Here is a 23,379-nt window from a genome sequence, read left to right as displayed (position 1 = left end):
GCGGCGCCTTGCCATAGCGCAAGGTGGCTGTCAAAGCCCTCGGCCCTATGGCGCATTCCTCCCCTCCCCAGCCGCGCAGCATCGCGCCGCGCGGGCCGCTCACCGGCACGCTCACCGTTCCCGGCGACAAGTCGATCAGCCACCGGTCGCTGATGTTCGCGGCGCTGGCGGTCGGCACCAGCCGGATCAGCGGCCTGCTGGAGGGCGAGGACGTGCTCGCCACCGCCGCCGCGCTGCGCGCGATGGGCGCGACGATCGAGCGCACCGGCGACGGCGAATGGCGGGTCGACGGCGTCGGCGTCGGCGGGTTGCTGCAACCCGCGCAGGCGCTGGACATGGGCAACAGCGGCACCTCGACCCGGCTGCTGATGGGCCTCGTCGCCAGCCACCCGATCACCGCAACCTTCACCGGCGATGCCTCGCTGTCCGCCCGGCCGATGGGCCGCGTGATCGAGCCGCTGGCGCAGATGGGCGCCGACATCACTGCCAGCCCCGGTGGCACGTTGCCGCTGATGGTGCGCGGCCTGACCCCGGCGGTGCCGATCACCTACACGCTGCCGGTCGCCTCCGCGCAGGTGAAGTCGGCGGTGCTGCTCGCCGGCCTCAACACCCCCGGCCTCACCCGCGTCATCGAACCGGTGGCGACGCGCGACCACAGCGAGCGGATGCTGCGCGGCTTCGGTGCCGACCTGACCGTCGAGGACAGCGACGCAGGCCGCGTCATCACGCTGCGCGGCGAGGCGGAGCTGAAGCCGCAGACGATCACCGTGCCCGGCGATCCCTCGTCGGCCGGTTTCTGGCTGGTCGCCGCCTCGATCGTGCCGGGTTCGGACCTCGTGGTGCGCAACGTCGGCCTCAATCCGACGCGCACCGGCCTGATCGCGGCGTTGCGGCTGATGGGCGCCGACATCACCGAACTGGACGCGCGCGAGGTCGGCGGCGAGCCGGTCGCTGACCTGCGCGTCCGCCACGCTCCGCTCACCGCGATCGAGGTGCCGCCGGATCTCGCGCCCAGCATGATCGACGAATATCCGGTGCTGTTCGTCGCCGCCGCCTTCGCCACCGGGCGCACGGTGGCGCGCGGCGCGCATGAATTGCGGGTCAAGGAATCGGACCGGATCGCCGCGATGCGCGCCGCGCTGGAGGCCTGCGGCGTGTCCTGCGAGGAATATGACGACGGTCTTGCCGTCACCGGCACCGGCGGCGGTGCCATTCCGGGCGGCGCGACGATCGCCTCGCTGCTCGACCACCGTATCGCGATGAGCATGAGCGTTGCCGGCCTGCACGCCGCAGCGCCGGTCGCGATCGACGATGCCAGCCCGGTGGCCACCAGCTATCCCGTGTTCTATCAAACGCTTGACGCAGTGACGGGAGCGTAGATGATTATCGCGGTGGATGGCCCGGCCGCATCGGGCAAGGGCACGATCGCACGGGCGCTGGCGCGCCATTACGGCTTGCCGCACCTCGACACCGGCCTGCTCTATCGCGCGGTGGCGCTGACCGTCGAGCGGCTGGAGCTCGATCCGGCGCGGGAAGCGGACGCGGTCGCCGCCTGTGATTTCGACGAGAGCCTGCTCGCCGATCCCGCGTTGCGCAGCGATCCGGTCGGCCAGCGTGCCTCGATCGTCTCCGCGCATCCGCTGGTACGTGCCGCACTGCTCCAGCGGCAGAAGCGCTTCGCCCGCCAGCCGGGCGGGGCGGTGCTCGACGGGCGCGACATCGGCACGATGATCGCGCCCGACGCCGACGCCAAGCTGTTCGTCAAGGCGAGCGCCCATGTCCGCGCGACGCGCCGCCACAAGGAACTGACCGGCCACGGCGCCGACGTCGCCTTCGACCAGGTGCTCGCCGATATCCGCGCCCGCGACGCACGCGATTCGGCGCGCTCGGTGGCGCCGCTGACCATGGCCGCCGACGCCGCGCTGCTCGACACGAGCGCGCTGACCATCGAGGCGAGCGTCGCCCGGGCGATCGCGCTGGTCGATGCGCGGGTGGCGGGGCGCGGTTAGAGCGCCAGCGCCATCCAGATCGCCATAGCGATCATCATCAGGTTCTCGGTCAGCGACAGGAAGCCGAGCGGCACGTTGCTGCCCCCGCCGACGCAGGCGCATTTCAGCTCGCGCCGGTCTACATACACCGCCTTGACCACCGACACCGCGCCCACCGTGCCGATGAACAGCGCGATCGGCACGGACAGCCACGTCAGCACGCGCCCGATCATCAGCACGCCCGCCAGCCCCTCGGCGAAGGGATACAGGTAGGAATAGCGCACCCAGCGCCGCGCCAGCAGGTCGTAGTTGAGGAACATCGTCGCAAAGCTTTCGATGTTCTGCAGCTTCATCAGCGCCAGCACCGCCATGCTGAAGCCGATGAACCATTCCGCGCCGCGTACGGTCAGCGGCGTGCCGTAGACGCCATAGCTCGCCGCCGCGGCCATCAGCGCGGTCATCGCGAACAGCGCCAGCACTGGCGTATAGCTGGTCGCCTTGGGATCGGGCACCGACTTGCCGAAGAAGCGCCGTACGTCGTCGTAGCCGCCGATCCGCTGGCCGCCGATGAAGGTCTGCGGCGTCGTCTTGACGCCATGCTCCGCCTTGAACGCGTCGGTCGCCTCGCGCGTCGTCAGCCACTTGTCCTCGACCGCATAGCCCTGCCGCCGCAACAGGTCCCGCGCCTTCAGGCCGAAGGGGCAGATGTGCGTCGGCATGACCATGCGATAGAGGGTGGCGACGCGGGGTTCGGCGGAAGCGGTCATGGCAAGCGGCCCTGGCTGGAAACATCCGATATGGGGACGGTGGAGCCGACATGAAAAGGCCCCCGCTCCGTGTCGCAGCGGGGGCCGTTTCGGGTCACGTGGCGGATAAAGATCAGGCCGCGTCGAACCGTTTGCCTGCCTCGTCCCAGTTCACCACGTCCCACCACGCCTTGAGGTAGCCGGGGCGGTCGTTCTTGTAGGTGAGGTAATAAGCGTGTTCCCACACGTCGTTGCCGAGGATGGGCGTGCCCTTGTCCTTGGCGTCGTCCATCAGGGGATTGTCCTGATTGGGGGTCGAGGTGACCTTGAGCGCGCCGGACGCATCCTTGATGATCCAGGCCCAGCCCGAACCGAACTGGCCCGCGCCCTTGGTGTTGAAGTCTTCCTTCAGCTTGTCGAGCCCGCCATAGGCGTCGATCGCGTCCTTCAGCGCGCCGGACGGCTGGGTCGAACCCTTGGGGCCCATGATCTTCCAGAAGAAGTCGTGATTCCAATAGCCGCCGCCGTTGTTGCGGACGAGCGCGGGCAGCGACGAGATGCGGCCGAGGATGTCCTCGATCGACAGGCCTTCCAGCGACGGATCGGCGGCGACGCCTTCGTTCAGCTTGGCGGTGTAGGCCGCATGGTGCTTGTCGTGGTGAAAGGTCATCGTCTCCTTCGAGATGACCGGTTCCAGCGCATCATAATCGTAGGGCAGCGGCGGCAGTTTGAATGCCATGGCATGATCTCCTTTTTGGAAGAAACGGGGTCGTCCCCGCCTCAACGCGAGACGCGGCCTAACGCTCCCACGCCGTTACGCAAGCGTGATGAACAGGGCTTCGCCGGGGTGGCGGTCGAAGCCTGTACGTCAGGGCATGAGGACGTCCTTTGATCCACATTCACCGTTCGTCCTGAGCTTGTCGAAGGACATGAGCCCCACCTGTGCTTCGACAGGCTCAGCACGAACGGTTCTATGTCATGTCATGGACGCTCTAGCCGCCCGCGTTGATGAGATCGTGCCGCCGTAGCGCGTGGCGAAGCTGGTCGTAGCTGAGGCCCAGTGCCTCGGCGGTGACGCGCTGGTTGAAGCGGTTCTCGGCAAGCGCGCGGGCGAGCAGTTCGCGTTCGAAGCGGGCGACGCGCGATTTGAAGTCCGAAGGGCCGGTGTCGCAGGCGACCACGGGATCGTCCTCCACCTGGGGTGCCGCGGCGGAGGCGGGCGTGCCCTCCTGCGCCGAACGCGCGGGCGCCTGCCCCTGCGGGCGATAGGGTGAGGCGAAGGGGTCGATCTCGATCGAATCCACCGCGCCCTCGCCATCCCAGCGATACACCGCGCGCTCGACGACGTTGCGCAACTCGCGCACGTTGCCCGGCCAGCGGTGGGTCAGCAGCTGGTCGATCGCCCGCGGTCCGAAGCCGGGCCAGCGCTCCCAGCCGATCTCCGATGCCATCCGCCGTCCGAAATGATCGGCCAGCACCGCGATATCGCCAGCCCGCGCGCGCAGTGGCGGCAACGTCACCACCTCGAACGACAGCCGGTCGAGCAGGTCGGCGCGAAATTCGTGGGCATCGACCTTGTCGGGCAGATGCTCGTTGGTCGCCGCGACGATGCGCACGTCGACGCGCAGCGGCCGCGACGATCCGATCCGGTTGATCTCGCCATATTCCACCGCGCGCAGCAGCCGGTCCTGCGCCGCCATCGAGAGCGTGCCGAGTTCGTCGAGGAACAGCGTGCCGCCATCCGCCTCCTCGAAGCGGCCGGCGCGCGCCTTGGTCGCGCCGGTGAAGGCGCCTGCCTCATGGCCGAACAATTCGGCCTCGATCAGCGATTCGGGCAGCGCCGCGCAGTTCATCACCACCAGCGGCTGGTCCCAGCGCGGCGACAGACGGTGAAGGCGCTCCGCCACCAGTTCCTTGCCGGTGCCCCGCTCGCCGATCACCAGCACCGGCCGGTCGAGCGCCGCCGCCCGGCTCGCCCGCTCCAGCGCGTCCAGAAAGGCGCCCGATTGCCCGATGACCTGTGTCGTCCGCTGCATCGCCAACATCTGGCGTAAAACACCAAGCTTGTGCAAGCATTCATCCGTGGTTCATGCGAATAATACACCCGAAACGCCCGGAAAACTGCCGTTTTCGCAATTGGCACGCCTCCTGCAATGCTCCTGGCATACCGCATCGAGCGGTCCACAGGTTCAAGGCTCAGGAGGTTCCCATGTTCAACACCGAGATCGGCCGCAAGCTCACCGCCATCGTCTGCACCGTCCTGTTCAGCGCGACCTGCGTCGCCGGAGCGGTCGGGCCGGCGACGGGGTATAGCCAGGCCGTCGAGACGGCCGCCCGCCAGACGGCGTAAGCGGCCCCAAACCGGGGCGGGCCACAATCCCTCGCCCGTCCCGGCCATGTTTTCACGCGAGGAGCATCAACACCGATGGGCATCTTTTCCCGCACCCGCGACATCGTCGCCGCCAATTTCGCCGACCTGCTGGAAAAGGCGGAAGACCCGGCGAAGATGATCCGCATGATCATCCTCGAAATGGAGGAAACCCTGGTCGAGGTCCGCGCCTCCGCGGCGCGCACGATCGCCGACCAGAAGGAAATGCGCCGGCACATCAACAAGCTGGATCAGTTGCAGGCGAGCTGGACCGAAAAGGCCGAACTCGCCCTCTCCAAGGATCGCGAGGATCTGGCCAAGGCGGCGCTGGTCGAGAAGCAGAAGGCCGCCGACATGGCCGAACAGCTGATGATCGAGGTGAAGTTGCTCGACGATGCGCTGCGCGCGTCGGAGGAGGATATCGCCAAGCTCCAGAAGAAGCTCAGCGAAGCGCGCACCAAACAGTCCAACGTGCAGACCCGGCTGGAAAGCGCCAACAACCGCTACCGCCTGCGCGAGATGTACGCCGGCCCCAAGACGCACGAGGCGTTCAGCCGCTTCGACGTGCTGGAACGCCGCGTCGACGACGCCGAGGGTCGCGCCGAGGCGATGGGTCTGGGAACGGGTCCCAAGACGCTCGAAGAGGAAATTGCCGAGCTCCGCCAGAGCGACAAGGTGGACGCCGAACTTGCCGCGCTGAAGGCGCGCCTCAACCGGGAGGGGTGAGATGGAAGAAATCTTCGTCCCGTTCATCGCGATCACGACGCTCTTCCTCGGACTTCCCTGGCTGATCTTTCACTACATCACGAAGTGGAAGCAGGCGCCGAAGATCACCGTCGAAGACGAGAAGCTGCTCGACGAGATGTTCAATCTCGCCCGCCGCCTCGAAGATCGCCTCAACACCGTCGAGCGGATCGTTGCCGCCGACAACCCCGACTTCAAGCCGAGCCTGAGCGCTCCGCAAGCCCAATATCAACTCGATCGGAGAAATTGAGATGGCCGCCCGCACCAAATTCTACCTCGACCCGCAGGACGGCAAGTGGAAGGGCGTCTGTGCCGGCATCGCCGACTATACCGGCGTCGACGTCCTCTGGGTCCGCCTGGCCGCGGCCGGCCTGATCGTGGTCGCCCAGCAATGGTGGATCATCCTTGCGTATTTTGTGATCGCCTGGGTCGCCGACGACAAGCCGAACAGCCTCTACGACACGCCGGAAGACGCCAAGTTCTGGCAGGGCGTCCGCTCCAATCCCAAGCGGTCCACCGCCGAGGTGCGCAGCAAGTTCCGCGACATCGATCGCCGGCTCGCCGACATCGAGCTGCACTACACCAGCCGCAACAGCCGGCTGGCCGAGGAAATCGACAGCCTGCGCTGAGCCGGGCTGGCCAAAGGGGAAGAAAACGATGTCCGACCTTGCTCTGCTGATCCCGATCACCGCCATCGCCATCGGCCCGGTATCGTGGATCGCGAACAACTGGCTGCGCGCCAAACATGGTTACGCACCGCTGGACTACAGAAGCCGCCGCCGCCGGGGCAACTCCCAGGACGGCGGGGACCTCGAGGCCGAGCGCAAGATCATGCTGCTGACCAACGAGAACGACAAGCTGACCGGCCAGGTCGGCCGCCTGGAGGAGCGGATCGCCGTCCTCGAACGCATCGCCACCGATCCCGCCGAGCGCACCGCCCGCGAGATCGAAGCGCTCCGCGACAAATAAGGGACCGCGAGATGAACCCCGAGCATTTCTTCTGCATGGGCCTGGGCGCGCTCATCACGCTCGCCGTCCAATATTACGGCCGGCGCAAGGTCCGCCAGGCGATTGCGGCACCCGACGTCGAGGCCCGACGCGACATCCAGCTGCTCGATGCCGAGAACGTGCAGCGCATCGGCCAGATCGACCGGCTGCAGGAGCGGCTGGCGACGGTTGAGAGCATCGTCACCGATCGGGCACACCGTTTGGCCTCCGAGATCGACTCCCTCCGGATCAAGGCGAACTGACATGTCTCCTTTGCTGATTCCGATGCTGGCCTTGTCGATCCCGATCGTCGCGATCATCGGCGGCGTCTTCATCAAGCCCTGGTTCGCGCTCCAGGAGCGCCGCATGGAGATCGAGGCGAGCATGGTCGCCGAAAAGGCCGCGCAATATGCCGCGCAGACCGAGCGGCTGGAGGAGCGCGTCCGCGTCCTCGAACGCATCGTGACCGATCGCGGTGCCGATCTGGCGCAGGAGATCGAGGCGCTGCGCGACGAGCGCCCCGCCGCTCGCCTGCCGATCAACTGAGCCCTAGTCGAAAGGCCTGACCCATGAATCCCGCAGAGATGATCGTCGCGATCGTGGCGCTGGTGGTGATCGGCGGTGTGCTCCGCACCCGCTTCGCCGCCCACGCGCCCCGCGACATCGCGGCATCGCCGTCCGATCCCGACGCGCGCCGCCTCGCCTACGAAGTGCAGCAACTGAAGGAGCGCATCCAGGTGCTGGAGCGCGTCATCACCGACAACCGCCGCAGCGTCGATCTCGACTCCGAGATCGAACGGCTGCGGAACCGCTGAGGAGGCGGACCATGACCGACCCCAATGTGTATCTCACCGTGTCGCTCTCGTCGCTCGCCGGGCTGGCGATGGTCACCAGCGCAGGGCTCTCGGGCTGGCGCAGCTGGCTGGCGCTGAAGCACCAGCAGCTCGACCAGATCGACGAAGCGCTGCCCCCCGCGCCCTCCGCCGGATCGCGGATCGAAATCGCCGACCTGAAGGAGCGCATCCGCAAGCTGGAGGCGATCGCCGCGGGCGTCGAGCTGTAGGGACGAGCAGGCGGCGCCACCGCCCGCTTGCCCCCTCCCCGCCCCGCCTGTACCGCGCCTGCCATGACCAGCATCGCCGATATCCGCGAAGAGTATGAGTTCCTCGATGCCGACGACCGCTATCGGCTGCTGATCGACCTCGGCCGTGCGCTGGAACCGATGCCGGATGCGCTCAAGACCGAAACGACGCTGGTGCGCGGCTGCTCCGCCTCGGTGTGGGTGTATCCGACCCGGCGCGAGGACGGCACGCTGCATTTCCTCGCGGACAGCAATGCCGCGATCACCAAGGGGATCATCGCCCTCGTCCTGCTGACCGTGCAGGACGCGACGCCCGAGACGATCGTGGCCGCCGATATCGAGGGCGCACTGGCGCCGTTCGATCTGCGCAACCAGCTGAGTTCCAACCGGACGCAGGGCATCCCCAACATGATCGCGCTGATCCGCGAAACGGCGGCGCGCTACGTTTGAAGGGAGCGATGACGAGGCGACAGGGCGGATTGCCGATCCACGCGGATCTCTTCGTTCGAGACAAGCGATGGGAGTCTCACCTGTGCTTCGACAGGCTCAGCACGAACGGGGGTGGCTGGCGTGCCCGACGCCAAGCGATCCGGGTGCCGTGAGCGGACGCCAACAATACGCGTCTGCCCTGAGCGACGCCAAATAACACCCGCTCGCCATGAGCCGACGCCAAACAAGGCCCGCTCGCCCTGGGCGGACGCCAAACAAGGCCCGCTCGCCTTGGGCGGACGCCAAACAATCCCCGTTCGCCCTGAGCCTGTCGAAGGGCTGCTCTCCACGAGCTTCACGCCCCGATAGCTCCACTACGGCGCCAGCCGCGCCGCCAGTTCGGCCACATCCGCGCCCTCACGCACCACCAGCCAGCGCTCGGGCGCGCGGCTGTCGACCAGCACGACGCCTCCCTTGGGGCATATGCCGAGGCAGCGCGTCTCCACCACGCCCAGTGCCGCCTTGCGCCCCGACTTCAGGCCCAGGATCTTGCGCAGCACCTTGGCGAGCGGGCGACGCCCCTTCTTGCCGAAGCCGCCATCGAGCTTTTTCGAACATCTGCCGCAAACGAGCACGGCACCCCGCCAGTCGCTGCGAACGGCGGTCAGCTGGGACGCCACTCGCGTCGCTCCTCCGCCGTCCGCAACACCTCATAGGCGGCCTGTACCGTCTGGAAGCGCACGGCCGCCTGCGCATCGCCCGGCCGCACGTCGGGGTGATTCTCCTTGGCGAGCCGGCGCCATGCCGTCTTCACTGCGTCGAAATCGGCGTCGCTCTCCAGCCCCAACGCCTCCAGCGCGCGCAATTCGTCGCGCGAGCGGCTGCCGTCGCCGGGGCCGCCCCACGCATAATGGCTGGCATTGGCATAGCCGGATGCGGTGCGGCTCTCCGACGCTTCGCGGGCGGCGGCGTCCTCGGCCGACAGCCCTTCGAAATAATTCCAGCCGCGATTGTATTCGGCGGCGTGCGCTTCGCAGAAATACCAACGGTCGGGGCTGTTGGGCGATTTGGGCGCCGGGCAGTTGCCGGGCGCCTCGCAGCCATGACGGTCGCAGAGCCGCACGGTCGTCGCCTCGCGCGCCGAGCCATAGCCACGCCAGCGGGGAAAACCCCAATCGTTCGAACGGGACGGACTGCGCGCCATTCCGGGTCACATAAGCGCTGTGCGGCGCGGGGCAACCTCGTGTCGCTCAGTGCGGCATCCTGAACACGACGTTTCGTGTTTCCGCACCGCACGCCAGTGCGCCTTCCGGCCGATAGGTCTTGGCGAAGGTCGACGTGCTCGCCGTCTCCGCCCCGGCTTTGGTGAAGATGAACGGTGGATAGGACACGATCGCGCGGGAATTGAGCACCTTGCCGTTCGCCGCGATGTCGAACTGCGTGCGGGTGAACCCTTCGAAGCCCCAGGACTGCGCCTCCTCGGGGAAGGCGCCGCCGGTGCGCACCATCTTGGGTGCATCGCCCACCAGCGCGCACTGGCTGGCGGTCAGGCCGGACTTGGCGAACGCCGCCTTGGCCGCCGCATCGTCACCACGCTGCTGGGCCAGCGAGGCGAGGCGGATCAGCGCGCCCGCGCGCAGCGGATCGGTCGGTGGCAAGGCGGGGTCGGCGACCACCTGATCGAGCAGCGTGGCCACCCGGTCGCTGCCGCTACGCTCGCGATCGGCGAGCAGCAGCCGGATCGCCGCACGCGAGCGCGGATCGCCGGCGTAGGGCGCCTGTTCCAGCAGCGGCGCGACCGTGCGGCGGAACGTCGCCGGACGCCAGATGTCGGCACTGGCGTTGAGGCGCGTCTCCAGATCGAGCGCGAGCTGGGCCGTCGCCGGCGCCTTGCTGGCTTGCGCGAGTTGCAGCGCCGTCGCCGCGAACGCCGTCTTCTCCTCGCGCGGCACCACGGGCGAACGGATGAGCGCGACGAGCGGCGGGAGCGCGGCCGGCCCGCTGCCCGCCGCCGCCAGGGCGGCGCGCTGCGCGGCGAGCGCCTGCGCCGGGTTTTCGGGCTCGTCGGGGATCGGCGCACCACGATCGGCCGACCACGCGATCAGGCTGTCCATCAGCCCATCGGTGATCGACGGCCGCGGGAAGGCGGCGTTGCAGCGCAGTTCCACCCGCGCATTGTAGCGCAGGAACTTGGGCATCGCCTCCGCCTGCTCGCGGCTCCACGACCATTGCCGCACCGCGCGCGCGAAGGCGAGCGCCACCGCAGGCCCACCGGCCGCATAGATCGGTTCGGCGAGCAGCACGCTGCCGTCGTCGGCGACGGAGAATTGCACCACCGCCATGTCGGCCGGCTTCAGCCCCGCCTCGCCGCCGCAATCGGGCGGGGCCATTGCGGCGCCGATGTTGAAGTTCCCCGACGGAACGCGGCCCGCGCCGGTCATCGCCATATATTCGCGCGCATCGTCTTTGTTCCCGGACAGCAGCAGCGCCAGCGCCGCGTTGGAGCGGGCCGCGGCATCGCGCAGGTCGGTCTTCCTGGTCAGGCCGCCGAGCAGCTTCACCGCCGCCTTGGCCTCGCGCGTCGCGCGCGGCAGGTCGCCGGTGTTGAGCGCCAGGATCGCGCGGGCGGAGGCGAAATCGGCCAGCAGGGGATTGTCCACCTTGTTCGCCGCGATGACCGCATCCGCACGGGTCACTGCGGCCGCCGCGGCGGCGGGATCGGTGAAGGTCGCGGTCTGGATCAGGCCGCGCAGGGCGCCGAGCGTCTCGGCCGGCCCGCCCGCTTCCTGCTCAGCATGGCGATAGGCATCCGCCGCGGTCGCGAAATCGGTGCTCGCCTGCGCCACACCGGCAAGATTGGAGTAAGCGTCGTACCGATCCTGGCGCAACGTCCGGTCGCCGGTCGGCAACAGGGCCAGTCCGGCCCGCGCCGCAGCCACGGCCTCGTCACGGCGATCGAGCGCGATCAGCACCGCGCTCTTGCGGACCAGCACGATGCCGCGGCTGCGCGGATTGCCTCCGACCCGCGCCTCCAGCGCCTGCCACGCGGCCAGCCCGGCGGCCTTGTCAGGCCCCGCGGACAGCTTTTCCGCAGCCTCGAACGCCTGTTGCACGCTGAGGGCCGGTTGCTGCTGCGCCGCCGCGAGGCCACCGATCGCCGCGCCTGCCAGCGCCATCGCCATCACCACCGTGCGCATACCGTCCCCCCCCCCCTATGCCCGGCGCGAGCGTGGAACAGGCAAGCGGGAAATGCCAGAGGGTCTGTAAGCCGGGTTCTGTCCTTTCCCACATAGGGAAATGAGCGACCATTCCTCTAGGACGGCACTTGCGCGCCGCCTCCAGCAACCAACCCGGACGACGAGCTGGAACGAAGCCCGTATGCCGTCCCTATTCGGTTTTGCTCCCGGTGGGGTTTGCCATGCCGCTTCCGTTACCGGTCGCGCGGTGCGCTCTTACCGCACCCTTTCACCCTGGCGTGGCCGAAGCCGTCGCCGTCTGCTCTCTGTGGCACTGTCCCTGGGGTCGCCCCCGCCGGGCGTTACCCGGCACCGTCGTTCCGCGGAGCCCGGACTTTCCTCGCGCACCCGAAGGTGCCCGCGGCCGCCCGACCCTCTGACCCGCGGGTCCTTACTCATCCCCCTGCGGTTTGGGAAGCAGCAGCGCGAGCAGGATCATCCGGCATTCGGCGTCGATCTCGCCATCGATCAGCTCGGGGCGGAACCGGCGCTGGAACGCCATGATCGCCGCCATCGGCTCGGCGACGTCATAGCCGAACCGCTCCAGCGCCAGCAGGAATCCGCCCTGCGTCCACTGCGGGTCCATCAGGTTGCGCGTCGGCCGCGGCAGCGCCAGCCGCAGCCTGGCGAGCCGCGCCCAGGGAAACAGCTCGCCGGGGTCGCGCTTGCGGGTCGGCGCGATATCCGAATGGCCGACCACGTTGCCGCGGGTGATGCCGTGCCGCTCCTTGATCGCCGCGACCAGCGGCACCAGCGCGTCGATCTGTTCCTCGGCAAAGGGGCGATAGCCCCATTCGTGCCCCGGATTGACGATCTCGATGCCGACGCTCGCCGAATTGACGTCGGTCACCCCGCGCCAGTGCGATCGGCCCGCATGCCACGCGCGCTGCGTTTCCGCGACCAGCCGGCAGACGGTGCCGTCCTCCTCGACCAGGTAATGCGCCGACACCTTCGCTTCGGGATCGCGCAGCCGCGCCAGCGCGGACGGTCCGTCCTGCATTCCGGTGTAATGAAGCACGATCATGCTGATCGGCAGCGTCCGCTCGTCGAAGTTCGGCGAGGGCGTGTCGAGGATGGTCATGCTCACGTCTTAGCCGAGCCTGCCGGCACGCGTAAGGGGGACTTAGGCGGCGACCCGTCCCGTCTTGGCCAGCGCGCCGGTGCGCTCGTAGAAGCCGCGCAAGGCCCGGCTCGGTTCGAAGGCGGTCGTCTGCCCGATCACCGTCTCGCCGGCGCCCAGCACCAGGATGCCCCCCGGCCGCACCGCCCCGGCGAAGCGGTCGAAGACCTGCGCCTTGGTCCCCGCCGACAGGTAGAGCAGGACATTGCGGCACAGCAGCACGTCGAATTGCCCCGCCAGCGGCCGGTCGGCGACCAGATTGTGCCGGCGCACCGACACCAGCCGGGTGAGCTCCGGCCGCGCCGCCCAATCGGCGCCATCCGATTCGAACCAGCGCATCATCCGCCGGATCGGCAGGCCGCGCTGGATCTCGAACTGGCTGTATTTGCCGGCACGAGCGCGCACCACCGCGGCGTCGGAGACGTCGGTGGCGACGATCTCCGGCATCGGCCGCCCGGCTTCCGCCCGCTCGGCGAAGAGCATGGCGAGCGACAAGGGCTCCTGCCCGGTCGAACAGCCGGCGCACCAGATCCGCGCGCGCCGCCCCTGCGCTTCCGCTGCCTCGACTGCCTGCACCACCATGTCGAACACCGGCGCATCGCGGAAGAACGAGGTTTCGCCATTCAGCAGCGCATCGACGATCTGGTCGCCGACGCCGGCATCCTGCCCGTCGAGCAGCAACGCCACCAGCTGGTCGAGCGTGTCGAGCCCGCGCTCGCGCAGCAACGGCTTCAACGCGGTGTCGACCCGCCACGACCGGTAGCTGGAGATCTGCTGCCCGGTCCGCGCCTCCAGCAAGGCGCCGAAGACGTTGAGCGCGACCTGGGATGGCGCCGCGCCGGTCATGGCCGCGCCCTTGCCGCGGCCAGCCGGCCGATCGCCTCGGGGCTCATCACCGCATCGGCATAGCCGCCGTCGGCGACCGCGCGCGGCATGCCCCAGATCACCGAGCTCGCCTGATCCTGCACCACCACGCATCCCCCCGCCTGATGCACCTGCCGTGCGCCCTCGGCACCGTCGCGGCCCATGCCGCTCAGCACGACGGCGAGCATGCGCGGGCCGAACACCCCGGCCATCGAGGCGAACATCGGGTCGACCGACGGCATGCAGCCGCTGGCGCTCGGTTCGGCGCTGAGCCGGATTGCGGTCGATCCGTCCGCCAGCGGCACGCAGCGCATGTGCGCCTCCCCCGGTGCGACGACGATGCGGCCGGGGCGCAGCCGCAGCCGGTCGACCGCCACCTCGCACGGCCGGTTCGCGATCACCGCGATCTGCGCCGCGAAATAGGGCATGAAGGATGCGGGCAGATGCTGGGTGATGAGGATCGGCAGCCGGAACTCCGCCGGGATCGCGCGCAGCATCAGGGTGAGCGCGTGTATGCCGCCGGTCGAGGCGCCGATCGCCACCACGTCGTAATCCTCGCTCGCGGCGCGCGGCTTCGGCGCGGGCGGGCGCGGGGCCGGCATCGGCGGTGCCGGCGGCGCATCGCCGTCGCTCAGCCGGTCGAGCTTGTCGATCAGCGCGTCGCCGAACTGGCCCATGCGCTCGCCGGTGCCCGGCTTCAGCAGCGTGTCCGCCGCGCCCAGCGCCAGCGCCTGCACCGTCGTGACGGCCCCTTCGCTCGCCTGGCCGGAGACGATCAGCACGCGGGCGCCCTGCCCGGCGGCGATCAGGTCCGGCAGCGCGGTCAAGCCGTCGACGCCGGGCATCTGCACGTCGAGCAGCACGAACGCGACCCGCTCGCGCGCCAGGAACGTCAGCGCCGCGGCCGCGGTGCTGACGCTGGCTGCGACGACGAAGCGGCCGGTCGCACCGATGATCCGCTCCATCACGGCACGCGCCACCGCCGAATCGTCGACGATCAGGACGCGCGGGTGGGGCGGCTCCGCCAGCAGGGATCGCGACGCGGTCGCCATCGGGGTTCTCCCCGCCTCAGGCCATGCCGACGATCTGGAGCTTCGATTCCAGCGTGTCGCGGTCGAACGGCTTCATGACATATTCGTCGGCGCCCGCCTCGATCGCGGCGCGGATATAGGCCATGCCGTTTTCCGTGGTGCAGAACACCACCTTGGGGCGCGAGGCGATGCTGGCATCGCGCAGCGCGCGCAGGAAATCCATGCCGCTCATCACCGGCATGTTCCAGTCGAGCAGGATCACGTCGGGCGGCGAGGCGAGGCAGGCGTCCAGCGCCTCGCGGCCGTCGCACGCCTCGGTGACGGTGAAGTCCAGCGTTTCCAGGATGTGGCGGGCGACCTTGCGGATCACCTTCGAATCGTCGACGACGAGGCAGGTCTTCATGGATGGGCTTTCTTCACGAGCGGGTAATCGCAAGGGATGGTGGTAACGGCCAAGCGTAAGCGTCGCGTTAAGCCGCGAGCGCAGGCTGGGGCACGAGCGCCGCAAGATCGACGATCAGCATGGGTTCGCCGTCGCGCTCGACCAGCCCGACGCCGACATCGGCCCAGCCGCGATCGAGTGCGAGGCCGGACGAGAGCGGCTGGCGTTCGAACAGGGCGACGTCCTCCAGCGAATCGACCAGGATCGCATAATGATGCCCGTCGACGCGGGTGATGACCGCGCGCCGGCCGGTGTCCGGCGAAGGTTCGAGGCCCAGCGCGGTGCCGGTGTCGATCACCGTCACCACCCGGCTGCGCAGCGCGACGAGCCCGCGCACCGCCGCTTCGGTCCGCGGCACCGCGACGACATCGGCGATATCGACCACCGAATCGACCTGTCCGGTTTCGATCGCGACGCCGCGCCCGGCGATATGAGCGATCAGGAACAATTCCATCAGCGTGCCTCCACCGCATGCGCCAGCGCATCGAGCAGACCGGCGCGATCGTAACGATAGACGCTGCCGGTCCCCGCCGCGGCGGCGACCTCGCGCCGCAGCCGGACGATGTTGCGCGCGGCGGCGGGCGCGACCGGCGCATCGTCCATCACCAGCGCGACATCGGCAGGCCCGTCGGCCGGGGGCTGCGCCACGCAGCGATAGCCCGACGCTTCCAGCATCGGGCGCAGGAACGTTTCCATCCAGCCGCTGCCGTCGGCCTGCAGCCAGCACAGCCGCCGGCCGGCATTGCCCAGCGATTCGCCCGCGAACAGCGCATGGGCGTCGAGCAGTTCGACCTGTTCGCCCTCGATCATCACCACGCCAGCGACCGGCCCCGCCCCGCGCGCCGGGGCGATGGCGGTCGGCAGGTGGACGATCTCGACGGGTTCGTGGATGGCATAGGCGATCTCGCTCATCCCGTCGGTCAGGCGCAGCACCGGCACCTCCGCCCGCTCGCCGATCGGCGCGGCGGAATGCAGCGGCACCAGGTTGCTACCGATCGCCAGGCGCATCTGCCCGGCGGTGAAGCGGATCGCGTCGGTCGCCACCGGCTCCACCCGGTCGATCACGGCGAGCGGCAGCACGCGACGCTGGCCGTCCAGATCCTCGAACATCAGCGCCGCGACGCCTTCGGCATGGTCCGGCGCCTCCTGCTCCTCGTCGGCGGCGGTACTGCGATGGAACCGCAGGCCCGCCATCGTCGCGATGCCGGACCCGTCGAGCAGCAGCATCGGCAGGCCCGAATCGGGCAGCGTCTGCCCGGCATAGACGCCCGTCGCCATCACCGCGGGCGCGGCGGGTTTCACCACCAGTTCCTCGGTATCGATCACCTGGTCGATCGCCAGCGCATAGTCGCCATCGCGGGTGGAGACGATCGCCAGCGTCCGCTCGTCGCCGTCGCCGATGCCGAGCAGCCGGCCGAGCGACACCAGCGGCAGGCGCCGCCCGCGCACCGTCGCGACCTCGGCGTCGCCGATCCGGTCGATCCGCACCGCCTCGCCGCGCACGCGCAGGATCTCGTCCACCGACTGGCGGGCGATGGCGAAGCGCTGACCGCCGACGCCGACGACGATGGTCGACATGATCGACAGCGTCAGCGGCACGTAGATGACGATGGCCAGCCCCTTGCCCGGCTGGTTGGCCAGGTGGACGCGGCCGCCGATATGCTCGATGTTGGCGCGCACCACGTCCATGCCGACGCCGCGACCCGAAATGGCGGTGACCGCATCGCGGCTCGACAGGCCGGCGTGGAAGATCAGGTCCAGCCGCGCCGCCATGTCCATCGCCGCCAGTTCGGCCTCGCCGAACAGCTTCTGCGCCTTGGCCTTGGCGACGAGCCGGTCGACATCGATGCCGCGGCCGTCGTCGGCGATCTCGATCAGGATCTGGTTGCCCGATTGGCGTGCCGACACCAGCAGCCGCCCCGCCTCGCGCTTGCCTGCGGCGCGGCGGTCGGCCGGTGGCTCGATGCCGTGGTCCACCGCGTTGCGGATGATGTGGACCAGCGGATCGCGCATCAGCTCGATCATCTCGCGATCCAGTTCGACGTCGGACCCGTCGATGGTCAGCGCGACCTGCTTGCCCAGTTCGGCCGCGGTATCGCGCACCATGCGCGGCAGTGCCGAAAAGAGCGCATCGATCTTCTGCATGCGGGTGCGGGTGACGGTGTCGCGCATCTCGGCGACGGTAAGCGACAGCCGCTCCAGCGCCGCCTCGACCTGCGGGTCGACCTGTTCGTCGCGCAGCCGGCGGGCGAGCTCGTTGCGGGCGAGCACCATCTCCGACATGCCGCTCATCATCCGGTCGAGCAGGTCGACGTTGAGCCGCACCGATCGGTTGGCGGTGCGTACCACCGCGGCAGGCTGCGCCTGCGCGACGGGCTGCGCATCCTCGGCCAACGCGGCGATCAGCAGGTCCTCGCTCGAATCGTCCAGCGCCGCGCCCGAATCGATCGCCTCGACGATCTCGCCGATCCGGTCGACGATCGCGAGCACCGCGTTGACCAGGTTGGTGTCGGGCGCGCGATGGCCGTCGCGCACCGCCGCCAGCACGTCTTCGGCGGCATGGCTCAGCCGCGCGAGCCGCGGCAGGTCCAGGAACCCGCAGCTGCCCTTCACCGTGTGGACGAAGCGAAAGATCGCATCCAGCCGCGCGCGGTCGGTCGGCGCCGCTTCCCACGCCACGATCTCTCCGGACAGCGATTCCAGAGTCTCCCGCGTCTCGGCAATGAATTCCTGCAGCAGGTCGTCCATAGTCCCCCGCGATTGTCGCAGCGGGGTGATGGCCGATCAGGGGTTAAAGGGGCGTTTACTGGCGCCTCGCGGTCAGCCGCCCGCGAAGCTCGCGCCGAAGATCATGACATTGTCGGCAGGCTCGCTGATCTGCACCGAACCACCGGCCTGCGTCGCCAGCGTATGGACAAGATAGGCGGCCGCGGCGCGCGGGGTCACGCCCGTCTCGCGCTCGCCGTCGGTCAGCGTCTGGCGCAATTCGGGATCGAGGATGATCCGCGGCCCCTCGATCTTGACGACGACCTCCAGGTGGCCGCCATTCTCCTCGCCGCCGACATCGAGCGTGCCGCCGCGGACCAGCGCCTCGCTGGCGATCAGCGCCAGGTTGAGCATCACCTTCAGTGCGGGCTTCGACAGCGTCTCCGCCTCGACCCACCAGTTGAAGGTGGTGCGCTTGTTGTCGGCGAGCAGCCCCTCGATCGCCGTCTTGCCCTCGCGACTGTCGACCTGTTCGCCGAAGCCGCCCGCCGCACCGAAGGCGAGGCGGAAGAACTTGAGCTTGTTGGCGGACGCGCGGGCGCTTTCGCTCAACAGCTGGAACACGCGGTCGCGCATGTTGGGGTCGTTCTCGTCGCCGAGCAGCTCCAGCCCGTTGTTGAGCGCACCGACCGGCGAGAGCAGGTCGTGGCACAGCCGCGAACACAGCAGGCTGGCGAAATCGACCGGGCTGACGGACATGCAATTCCCCTGAATGATCGCGCACAGATGTGGCGGGGTTGAGTCGCGGACGCAAGCCGGGTCCGTTCGGGCCGGCGCGGTCAGCCGCGCAACGCGACCTCTTCGAACCGTCCTGCCACCGGTCCCCCGTCCACCGCGCGCCAGGCGCGCACCTCACCCCCCGCCGTGATCAGCCACAGCGAACCGTCGGGCGCGGCGGCCGCGGCGTCGCGCGGCGACGGCACGGCGTGGCCGCTGGGATGCGAATGATAGTGGCCGACGACCGCCGCCGCCCCGTTTCGCGCCGCCCGGTGCGCGGCCAACAGCGCGGCGGGATCGATCTCGAAGTGCCGCGCCGGATCGGCGGCGACGTTGGCGCACGCCGCGACTGCGGTGATCGCGTGCGGCGTGCCGAACAGCAATCCGCACACCTCGGCCTGCGGAGATGCGGCCGCCGCATCGACGATCTGCTGGAGGAGCGCGCTTGCAATCTGCACCGTCATCCCCACATCGCTATCGTATGGACCGGGGGGTTTCCATCATCGAAGCGACGATCGCGCCACAATCCGACGGATGGCGTCTGGATCGTGCGCTGGCCGAGGCGGTGCCCACCCTGTCGCGCGAGCGGCTAAAGGTGCTGATCGCCAGCGGCGCGGTGACCCGCGACGGGCAGATGGTGCGCGATCCGGCCAAGCGCGCCAGTGCCGGCGACCGGCTGGCGGTGGCGGTGCCCAACCCGACGCTGCCGCACAACGAGGCGCAGGATATCCCGCTGGTCGTCGCCTATGAGGACGAGCACCTGATCGTCATCGACAAGCCTGCCGGTCTGGTCGTGCACCCGGCGGCGGGCAATCTCGACGGAACGCTGGTGAATGCGCTGCTGCACCATTGCGACGGCAGCCTCTCCGGGATCGGCGGCGTCGCGCGCCCCGGTATCGTTCACCGCATCGACAAGGATACGTCGGGGCTGATGGTCGCCGCCAAGACGGACCGCGCACACGAGGGGCTGGCCCGGCAGTTCCACGATCACAGCATCGACCGGCGTTATCGCGCGATCGTCGGCGGCTTTCCGCGGCCGGCGGAAGGCAAGGTCGACGCCCCGCTCGCGCGCTCGGCGACCAACCGCAAGAAGATCGCCATCGTCGCCGGCGGCAAGCGCGCGGTGACGCATTATCGCACGATCGAGCGACTGCACGAGGCGGCGCTAATCGAATGCCGGCTGGAGACCGGGCGGACGCACCAGGTGCGCGTCCACATGGCGTCGATCGGTCATGCCTTGCTTGGCGACCCGGTTTATGGTAGAACAAAGAGTGCTCAAAAGGCGCTTCTCGAAGCCCTCGGTTTCCGCCGGCAGGCCTTGCACGCGGCGCATCTGGGGTTCATCCATCCGGTGAAAAGCACCGCTTTGGCCTTCGATAGCCCGATGCCTGCTGACATGCAGGAACTGTTCACCGAGCTTCACGTATAGGGTCGAGCCGTTCGTTACCGCGCTGCGGTAGGAATGCCTCCGCAAGACAAGGGAGATCAGATCATGGCAGCCCGCAGCAACGTCCCTGCGACGATTCCTGCCCTCGGCGGAGAGCAGAGCCTCAACCGCTATCTCGCCGAGATCAAGAAATTCCCCATCCTGCAACCCGAGCAGGAATATATGCTCGCCAAGCGCTTCCAGGAGCATGGCGATACGGAGGCGGCGGCGCAGCTCGTCACCAGCCACCTGCGCCTCGTCGCCAAGATCGCGATGGGCTATCGCGGCTATGGCCTGCCGACGTCCGAACTCATCAGCGAGGGCAACATCGGCCTGATGCAGGGCGTCAAGAAGTTCGAGCCCGACCGCGGCTTCCGCCTCGCCACCTATGCGATGTGGTGGATCCGCGCCTCGATCCAGGAATATATCCTGCGCTCGTGGAGCCTGGTGAAGATGGGTACCACCGCGGCGCAGAAGAAGCTGTTCTTCAACCTCAGGCGGATGAAGTCCAAGCTCGACGCGTTCGAGGACGGCGACCTCAAGCCCGAACATATCACCAAGATCGCCACCGACCTGGGCGTCGCGGAAAGCGATGTGGTCAGCATGAACCGCCGCATGGCGATGGGCGGCGACACGTCGCTCAACGTCTCGATGCGCGAGGATGGCGAGGGCCAGTGGCAGGACTGGCTGCAGGACGATGCGCCGTTGCAGGACGCGGTCGTCGCCGACCAGCAGGAGGCGGACGTTCGCCACACCATGCTGGTCAGCGCGATGGACGACCTCAACGATCGCGAGAAGCACATCCTCACCGAACGCCGCCTGACCGACGATCCCAAGACGCTGGAGGAGCTGAGCCAGGTCTATGGCGTCAGCCGCGAACGCGTCCGCCAGATCGAGGTGCGCGCGTTCGAGAAGCTGCAAAAGGCGATGATGCGCATCGCCGGCGAAAAGCGCCTGCTCGCCGCCGCCTGACGTGACGGCGGCGAACGGCCTCACCGTCGTCGTCGGCGGCGGTGCGGCCGGCATCGCCGCCGCGCGCCGCCTGTACGATGCGGGCGCAGAGGTGTTGCTGATCGAAGCGGGCGACCGGCTGGGCGGTCGGGCGCGGACCGAGGCGCTGGTGCTGCCGGATTGGCGTAGCTGCGCGGCTCTACCGCAATATGCATCATCGTCCGCTCCTGCCGTCACCTCAGCTTTCGCTGGGGTGACGGGTGCGGGTGCCGGTGCGCATGACACCGTCACCGTCGATTTCGGCTGCGGCTGGCTCCATTCCGCCGGGCGTAATCCCTGGACTGCCATTGCCGAACACCGGGGCGTGTCGATCGACCGATCGTCGCCCAATTGGGGCGTGCAATGGCGCGACCTCGGCTTTCCGCCAGCGGAACAGCACGCCTTCGGCGCAGCGTACGAGCGTTTCGAAACCGCCGCTCATGCCGCGATGGGCGGACCGGATCAGCCGCTCTCCGCCTTCGTGGCGGCGGACGATCCGTGGCGACCGATGATCGATGCCATCTCGGGCTATGCCAATGGCGCGCCGCTTTCCCGCGTGTCGCTCCACGACTGGGCGGCCTATGAAGATGCGGCGACCGAAGACAATTGGGCGATCCCCTCCGGCTACGGCCGGTTGATCGCACGTTACGCGGAGGGCCTGCCCGTGCGCCTCGATACGCCTGTGACCCGCATCGACCGCAGCGGGCAAACGATCCGCCTCGACACACCCGCCGGCACGATCACGGCGGATCGCGTGATCCTCGCCATCCCGACCACGGCTTATGCCGCCATCCGCTTCGACCCGCCGCTCCATGGCAAGCAGGACGCCGCCGCATCGCTGCCGCTCGGCCTCGCCGACAAGGTGTTCCTGGCGGTCGATCGCCCCGAATGGCCGGCGCATGCCCATCTCACCGGCAACCCGCACAGCAGCTGCACCGCCAGCCACCGCCTGTCGCCCTTCGGCCTGCCGATCATCGAAAGCTTCTTCGGTGGATCGTGCGCGGAAGCGATGCCCGATCGGACTGCGGCGATCGCCTTTGCGATCGAGGAACTCGTCGCGCTGCTCGGTGCCGATTGGCGTCGCCGCCTCGCGCCGCTCGGTGCGACCCGCTGGCGCGAAGCGGCGTACATCCACGGCAGCTACAGCCATGCCGCCGTCGGCCACGCCGGTGCCCGCGCCGTACTTGCCGCGCCGGTCGACGACCGCCTGTTCTTCGCCGGCGAAGCCTGCTCCTCGAGCGATTTCTCCACCGCGCATGGCGCCTACGCGACCGGCGTAGCGGCAGCGGACACGATCCTGGGCTTGAAGGGCGCCACGACCGCACCGTAAGGATCGGCCATGCTTCGCATCCTCCGCATCCTCGCCAAGATCGCGCTGGTCTTCGTGATCGTCAGCGTGCTCTGGGTCGGCCTCTACCGCTTCGTGCCCGTCCCCTTCACCTGGACGATGGCGGGCGACCTGCTCTCCGGCCGCAGCGTCACCAAGCAGTGGATGCCCCTGTCGGCGATGGACCCCGACATGCCGCGCGCCGCCATCGCCGGGGAGGACGCCCGCTTCTGCGAACATCACGGCTTCGACTGGAAAGGCATCGCCAGCGCTGCCTACAGCAACGCGCAAGGCAAGCGCCTGCGCGGCGGCTCCACGATCAGCCAGCAGACCGCCAAGAACGTCTTCCTGTTCCAGGGCGGCGGCTACATCCGCAAAGCGTTCGAGGCCTATTTCACCGTGCTGATCGAAACCCTGTGGGGCAAGCGGCGGATCATGGAAGTCTATCTCAACGTCGCGGAGACGGGCATCGGCACCTATGGCGCCGACGCGGCGGCGCTCCGCTATTTCCACCACGACGCCTCGCGCCTGTCGCCGACCGAAGCGGGCCGCATCGCCGCGGTGCTGCCGCTTCCCAAGAAGCGCGAGGCGATCGATCCGCATGGCTTCGTGCGGCGGCACGGCAACGCGCTGTCGCGCTATGTCGGCGTGGTGCGGCGTAGCGGTCTGGATGCCTGCCTGAAATAGCACCGGCGACTCGCCCATGCGGGATGCGTGTCACCCGCGCTTCGCGATCTGGGACGGACACTCGCCCCAGCGGGACGCCCTCGCCACCCGCGCGCTGGCCGATGGCGAGGAGAGGTGCCGGCCTTATTTGGTCGCGCCGTCGATCGCACCGCCAGCCTTGTCCGCCGTCTTCTCTACGCTCTTCGCGGCCGAGGTGATCGCGTTGTTCTTCGCGGTTTCGCTGCCCTGGCGGACGAACAGGAAATAGCCGCCGATCAGCACCGCGATCAGCAGCACGATGGCGATCGCCACGCCGCCACCGCCGCCGCGACGCTCGATCACCGTCGTATGGGTCGAGCCGTTGGGCGTTTCGACGATCCGTTCTTCGACCATGATTGCTCCTCCTGTCGTTATGATGGAGGCAGCAACGCCATATCGGGCAGCCTTGTTC

The 23,379-nt window shown here is 68.7% G+C and carries 31 protein-coding genes and 1 other RNA gene; 16 read left to right on the top strand and 16 right to left on the bottom strand.

Going from position 1 to position 23,379, the window contains the following annotated elements; all coding sequences use genetic code 11:
• The first annotated feature begins 47 nt into the window (after positions 1-47).
• Positions 48-1,379 carry a 3-phosphoshikimate 1-carboxyvinyltransferase gene (gene aroA / locus AC4GY7_RS08835; protein WP_491113033.1) on the top strand — a complete coding sequence of 444 codons (1,332 nt, stop codon included), beginning with the start codon at positions 48-50 and terminating at the stop codon, positions 1,377-1,379.
• The gene (gene cmk / locus AC4GY7_RS08830; RefSeq protein ID WP_491113031.1) at positions 1,380-2,009 is read left to right on the top strand and encodes a (d)CMP kinase; all 630 of its coding nucleotides are present in this window, start codon (positions 1,380-1,382) and stop codon (positions 2,007-2,009) included.
• Here cmk and AC4GY7_RS08825 read toward each other — a convergent pair.
• From AC4GY7_RS08825 to pspF, 3 genes are all read right to left on the bottom strand, one after another.
• Positions 2,006-2,755 (bottom strand): MauE/DoxX family redox-associated membrane protein, encoded by a 750-nt coding sequence (locus AC4GY7_RS08825; RefSeq protein ID WP_491113029.1) that lies wholly within the window; start codon positions 2,753-2,755, stop codon positions 2,006-2,008. The two genes, cmk and AC4GY7_RS08825, sit on opposite strands and share 4 nt — an antisense overlap.
• Positions 2,756-2,867: 112 nt before the next feature.
• Positions 2,868-3,473, bottom strand: coding sequence for a superoxide dismutase (locus tag AC4GY7_RS08820; RefSeq protein ID WP_491113027.1), 606 nt, complete (start codon positions 3,471-3,473; stop codon positions 2,868-2,870).
• Positions 3,474-3,726: 253 nt separating this feature from the next.
• Positions 3,727-4,770: a phage shock protein operon transcriptional activator gene (gene pspF / locus AC4GY7_RS08815; protein WP_491113025.1), complete on the bottom strand. Its 1,044-nt coding sequence runs from the start codon at positions 4,768-4,770 to the stop codon at positions 3,727-3,729.
• Positions 4,771-4,943: 173 nt separating this feature from the next.
• On the opposite strand from pspF, the gene AC4GY7_RS08810 reads away from it, so the two are divergent.
• The 10 genes from AC4GY7_RS08810 (at position 4,944) to AC4GY7_RS08765 (ending at position 8,364) form a co-directional block, all read left to right on the top strand.
• Positions 4,944-5,084 (top strand): hypothetical protein, encoded by a 141-nt coding sequence (locus tag AC4GY7_RS08810; protein ID WP_443583767.1) that lies wholly within the window; start codon positions 4,944-4,946, stop codon positions 5,082-5,084.
• A gap of 75 nt (positions 5,085-5,159) precedes the next feature.
• The gene (gene pspA, locus AC4GY7_RS08805; protein ID WP_491113023.1) at positions 5,160-5,828 is read left to right on the top strand and encodes a phage shock protein PspA; all 669 of its coding nucleotides are present in this window, start codon (positions 5,160-5,162) and stop codon (positions 5,826-5,828) included.
• 1 nt (position 5,829) lies between these two features.
• Positions 5,830-6,096, top strand: coding sequence for an envelope stress response membrane protein PspB (pspB, locus tag AC4GY7_RS08800; protein WP_491113021.1), 267 nt, complete (start codon positions 5,830-5,832; stop codon positions 6,094-6,096).
• A gap of 1 nt (position 6,097) precedes the next feature.
• Positions 6,098-6,475: an envelope stress response membrane protein PspC gene (gene pspC / locus AC4GY7_RS08795; RefSeq protein ID WP_491113019.1), complete on the top strand. Its 378-nt coding sequence runs from the start codon at positions 6,098-6,100 to the stop codon at positions 6,473-6,475.
• Between the two features lie 28 nt (positions 6,476-6,503).
• Positions 6,504-6,815, top strand: a complete 312-nt coding sequence (locus tag AC4GY7_RS08790; protein ID WP_491113017.1) for a hypothetical protein — start codon at positions 6,504-6,506, stop codon at positions 6,813-6,815.
• Between the two features lie 11 nt (positions 6,816-6,826).
• Positions 6,827-7,096, top strand: a complete 270-nt coding sequence (locus AC4GY7_RS08785) for a hypothetical protein (protein WP_443583772.1) — start codon at positions 6,827-6,829, stop codon at positions 7,094-7,096.
• Position 7,097: 1 nt separating this feature from the next.
• Positions 7,098-7,379 (top strand): hypothetical protein, encoded by a 282-nt coding sequence (locus AC4GY7_RS08780; RefSeq protein WP_491113016.1) that lies wholly within the window; start codon positions 7,098-7,100, stop codon positions 7,377-7,379.
• A gap of 38 nt (positions 7,380-7,417) precedes the next feature.
• Entirely contained in the window at positions 7,418-7,648 is a 231-nt protein-coding gene (locus tag AC4GY7_RS08775) for a hypothetical protein (RefSeq protein WP_491113015.1), read from the top strand.
• Positions 7,649-7,659: 11 nt separating this feature from the next.
• Positions 7,660-7,896: a hypothetical protein gene (locus AC4GY7_RS08770; protein ID WP_443583775.1), complete on the top strand. Its 237-nt coding sequence runs from the start codon at positions 7,660-7,662 to the stop codon at positions 7,894-7,896.
• Between the two features lie 63 nt (positions 7,897-7,959).
• Positions 7,960-8,364 carry a SufE family protein gene (locus AC4GY7_RS08765; RefSeq protein ID WP_491113013.1) on the top strand — a complete coding sequence of 135 codons (405 nt, stop codon included), beginning with the start codon at positions 7,960-7,962 and terminating at the stop codon, positions 8,362-8,364.
• A 353-nt stretch (positions 8,365-8,717) separates the two neighbouring features.
• Here AC4GY7_RS08765 and AC4GY7_RS08760 read toward each other — a convergent pair whose 3' ends face one another.
• The 12 genes from AC4GY7_RS08760 to AC4GY7_RS08705 all read right to left on the bottom strand — a co-directional run bounded on the left by AC4GY7_RS08760 (position 8,718) and on the right by AC4GY7_RS08705 (position 18,983).
• The gene (locus tag AC4GY7_RS08760) at positions 8,718-9,023 is read right to left on the bottom strand and encodes a (2Fe-2S) ferredoxin domain-containing protein (protein ID WP_491113012.1); all 306 of its coding nucleotides are present in this window, start codon (positions 9,021-9,023) and stop codon (positions 8,718-8,720) included.
• Positions 9,008-9,547: a J domain-containing protein gene (locus AC4GY7_RS08755; protein ID WP_491113010.1), complete on the bottom strand. Its 540-nt coding sequence runs from the start codon at positions 9,545-9,547 to the stop codon at positions 9,008-9,010. The genes AC4GY7_RS08760 and AC4GY7_RS08755 overlap by 16 nt, the downstream gene beginning before the upstream one ends.
• A 46-nt stretch (positions 9,548-9,593) precedes the next feature.
• Positions 9,594-11,540, bottom strand: coding sequence for a hypothetical protein (locus AC4GY7_RS08750; RefSeq protein ID WP_491113008.1), 1,947 nt, complete (start codon positions 11,538-11,540; stop codon positions 9,594-9,596).
• A 51-nt stretch (positions 11,541-11,591) separates the two neighbouring features.
• Positions 11,592-11,959: RNase P RNA component class A (gene rnpB / locus AC4GY7_RS08745), an RNA gene on the bottom strand.
• Positions 11,960-11,970: 11 nt separating this feature from the next.
• Positions 11,971-12,660: an N-acetylmuramoyl-L-alanine amidase gene (locus AC4GY7_RS08740; protein WP_443583780.1), complete on the bottom strand. Its 690-nt coding sequence runs from the start codon at positions 12,658-12,660 to the stop codon at positions 11,971-11,973.
• A 42-nt stretch (positions 12,661-12,702) separates the two neighbouring features.
• Entirely contained in the window at positions 12,703-13,545 is an 843-nt protein-coding gene (locus tag AC4GY7_RS08735) for a CheR family methyltransferase (protein ID WP_491113007.1), read from the bottom strand.
• Positions 13,542-14,615, bottom strand: coding sequence for a chemotaxis protein CheB (locus AC4GY7_RS08730; protein ID WP_491113006.1), 1,074 nt, complete (start codon positions 14,613-14,615; stop codon positions 13,542-13,544). Before AC4GY7_RS08730 ends, AC4GY7_RS08735 begins: the two co-directional genes overlap by 4 nt.
• Before the next feature lie 16 nt (positions 14,616-14,631).
• Positions 14,632-14,997, bottom strand: a complete 366-nt coding sequence (locus tag AC4GY7_RS08725; protein WP_443583783.1) for a response regulator — start codon at positions 14,995-14,997, stop codon at positions 14,632-14,634.
• Between the two features lie 67 nt (positions 14,998-15,064).
• The gene (locus AC4GY7_RS08720; protein WP_443583784.1) at positions 15,065-15,490 is read right to left on the bottom strand and encodes a chemotaxis protein CheW; all 426 of its coding nucleotides are present in this window, start codon (positions 15,488-15,490) and stop codon (positions 15,065-15,067) included.
• Positions 15,490-17,784: a chemotaxis protein CheA gene (locus AC4GY7_RS08715; protein ID WP_491113005.1), complete on the bottom strand. Its 2,295-nt coding sequence runs from the start codon at positions 17,782-17,784 to the stop codon at positions 15,490-15,492. The genes AC4GY7_RS08720 and AC4GY7_RS08715 overlap by 1 nt, the downstream gene beginning before the upstream one ends.
• Positions 17,785-17,856: 72 nt before the next feature.
• Positions 17,857-18,501, bottom strand: a complete 645-nt coding sequence (locus AC4GY7_RS08710) for a histidine phosphotransferase family protein (protein ID WP_443583786.1) — start codon at positions 18,499-18,501, stop codon at positions 17,857-17,859.
• 80 nt (positions 18,502-18,581) lie between these two features.
• Positions 18,582-18,983, bottom strand: coding sequence for a Mov34/MPN/PAD-1 family protein (locus tag AC4GY7_RS08705; protein WP_491113004.1), 402 nt, complete (start codon positions 18,981-18,983; stop codon positions 18,582-18,584).
• A gap of 17 nt (positions 18,984-19,000) precedes the next feature.
• Here AC4GY7_RS08705 and AC4GY7_RS08700 point away from each other — a divergent pair, with 17 nt between their 5' ends.
• The 4 genes from AC4GY7_RS08700 to mtgA all read left to right on the top strand — a co-directional run bounded on the left by AC4GY7_RS08700 (position 19,001) and on the right by mtgA (position 22,949).
• Positions 19,001-19,948: an RluA family pseudouridine synthase gene (locus AC4GY7_RS08700; RefSeq protein WP_491113003.1), complete on the top strand. Its 948-nt coding sequence runs from the start codon at positions 19,001-19,003 to the stop codon at positions 19,946-19,948.
• Between the two features lie 63 nt (positions 19,949-20,011).
• Positions 20,012-20,917 (top strand): RNA polymerase sigma factor RpoH, encoded by a 906-nt coding sequence (gene rpoH / locus AC4GY7_RS08695; RefSeq protein WP_491113002.1) that lies wholly within the window; start codon positions 20,012-20,014, stop codon positions 20,915-20,917.
• Between the two features lies 1 nt (position 20,918).
• On the top strand, positions 20,919-22,265 hold the full coding sequence (locus AC4GY7_RS08690) for a flavin monoamine oxidase family protein (RefSeq protein ID WP_491113001.1): 1,347 nt from the start codon (positions 20,919-20,921) through the stop codon (positions 22,263-22,265).
• Positions 22,266-22,274: 9 nt separating this feature from the next.
• Entirely contained in the window at positions 22,275-22,949 is a 675-nt protein-coding gene (gene mtgA, locus AC4GY7_RS08685) for a monofunctional biosynthetic peptidoglycan transglycosylase (RefSeq protein WP_491113000.1), read from the top strand.
• Positions 22,950-23,072: 123 nt separating this feature from the next.
• On the opposite strand, the gene AC4GY7_RS08680 is transcribed toward mtgA, so the two are convergent.
• Positions 23,073-23,321, bottom strand: a complete 249-nt coding sequence (locus AC4GY7_RS08680) for a hypothetical protein (protein ID WP_491112999.1) — start codon at positions 23,319-23,321, stop codon at positions 23,073-23,075.
• Between the last annotated feature and the right edge of the window lie 58 nt (positions 23,322-23,379).

The organism is Sphingomonas sp. SP5 (genome assembly GCF_058313455.1).
Note: the sequence above shows the minus strand (reverse complement) of the source record. Positions and strands in the feature narration are given on the sequence as shown.

Coding starts and splice junctions, on each gene's coding strand:
- aroA (WP_491113033.1), top strand. CDS start 48: ATGGCGCATTCCTCCCCTCCCCAGCCGCGCAGCATCGCGCCGCGCGGG.
- cmk (WP_491113031.1), top strand. CDS start 1,380: ATGATTATCGCGGTGGATGGCCCGGCCGCATCGGGCAAGGGCACGATC.
- AC4GY7_RS08825 (WP_491113029.1), bottom strand. CDS start 2,755: ATGACCGCTTCCGCCGAACCCCGCGTCGCCACCCTCTATCGCATGGTC.
- AC4GY7_RS08820 (WP_491113027.1), bottom strand. CDS start 3,473: ATGGCATTCAAACTGCCGCCGCTGCCCTACGATTATGATGCGCTGGAA.
- pspF (WP_491113025.1), bottom strand. CDS start 4,770: ATGCAGCGGACGACACAGGTCATCGGGCAATCGGGCGCCTTTCTGGAC.
- AC4GY7_RS08810 (WP_443583767.1), top strand. CDS start 4,944: ATGTTCAACACCGAGATCGGCCGCAAGCTCACCGCCATCGTCTGCACC.
- pspA (WP_491113023.1), top strand. CDS start 5,160: ATGGGCATCTTTTCCCGCACCCGCGACATCGTCGCCGCCAATTTCGCC.
- pspB (WP_491113021.1), top strand. CDS start 5,830: ATGGAAGAAATCTTCGTCCCGTTCATCGCGATCACGACGCTCTTCCTC.
- pspC (WP_491113019.1), top strand. CDS start 6,098: ATGGCCGCCCGCACCAAATTCTACCTCGACCCGCAGGACGGCAAGTGG.
- AC4GY7_RS08790 (WP_491113017.1), top strand. CDS start 6,504: ATGTCCGACCTTGCTCTGCTGATCCCGATCACCGCCATCGCCATCGGC.
- AC4GY7_RS08785 (WP_443583772.1), top strand. CDS start 6,827: ATGAACCCCGAGCATTTCTTCTGCATGGGCCTGGGCGCGCTCATCACG.
- AC4GY7_RS08780 (WP_491113016.1), top strand. CDS start 7,098: ATGTCTCCTTTGCTGATTCCGATGCTGGCCTTGTCGATCCCGATCGTC.
- AC4GY7_RS08775 (WP_491113015.1), top strand. CDS start 7,418: ATGATCGTCGCGATCGTGGCGCTGGTGGTGATCGGCGGTGTGCTCCGC.
- AC4GY7_RS08770 (WP_443583775.1), top strand. CDS start 7,660: ATGACCGACCCCAATGTGTATCTCACCGTGTCGCTCTCGTCGCTCGCC.
- AC4GY7_RS08765 (WP_491113013.1), top strand. CDS start 7,960: ATGACCAGCATCGCCGATATCCGCGAAGAGTATGAGTTCCTCGATGCC.
- AC4GY7_RS08755 (WP_491113010.1), bottom strand. CDS start 9,547: ATGGCGCGCAGTCCGTCCCGTTCGAACGATTGGGGTTTTCCCCGCTGG.
- AC4GY7_RS08750 (WP_491113008.1), bottom strand. CDS start 11,540: ATGCGCACGGTGGTGATGGCGATGGCGCTGGCAGGCGCGGCGATCGGT.
- AC4GY7_RS08740 (WP_443583780.1), bottom strand. CDS start 12,660: ATGACCATCCTCGACACGCCCTCGCCGAACTTCGACGAGCGGACGCTG.
- AC4GY7_RS08735 (WP_491113007.1), bottom strand. CDS start 13,545: ATGACCGGCGCGGCGCCATCCCAGGTCGCGCTCAACGTCTTCGGCGCC.
- AC4GY7_RS08730 (WP_491113006.1), bottom strand. CDS start 14,615: ATGGCGACCGCGTCGCGATCCCTGCTGGCGGAGCCGCCCCACCCGCGC.
- AC4GY7_RS08725 (WP_443583783.1), bottom strand. CDS start 14,997: ATGAAGACCTGCCTCGTCGTCGACGATTCGAAGGTGATCCGCAAGGTC.
- AC4GY7_RS08720 (WP_443583784.1), bottom strand. CDS start 15,490: ATGGAATTGTTCCTGATCGCTCATATCGCCGGGCGCGGCGTCGCGATC.
- AC4GY7_RS08715 (WP_491113005.1), bottom strand. CDS start 17,784: ATGGACGACCTGCTGCAGGAATTCATTGCCGAGACGCGGGAGACTCTG.
- AC4GY7_RS08710 (WP_443583786.1), bottom strand. CDS start 18,501: ATGTCCGTCAGCCCGGTCGATTTCGCCAGCCTGCTGTGTTCGCGGCTG.
- AC4GY7_RS08705 (WP_491113004.1), bottom strand. CDS start 18,983: ATGACGGTGCAGATTGCAAGCGCGCTCCTCCAGCAGATCGTCGATGCG.
- AC4GY7_RS08700 (WP_491113003.1), top strand. CDS start 19,001: ATGGACCGGGGGGTTTCCATCATCGAAGCGACGATCGCGCCACAATCC.
- rpoH (WP_491113002.1), top strand. CDS start 20,012: ATGGCAGCCCGCAGCAACGTCCCTGCGACGATTCCTGCCCTCGGCGGA.
- mtgA (WP_491113000.1), top strand. CDS start 22,275: ATGCTTCGCATCCTCCGCATCCTCGCCAAGATCGCGCTGGTCTTCGTG.
- AC4GY7_RS08680 (WP_491112999.1), bottom strand. CDS start 23,321: ATGGTCGAAGAACGGATCGTCGAAACGCCCAACGGCTCGACCCATACG.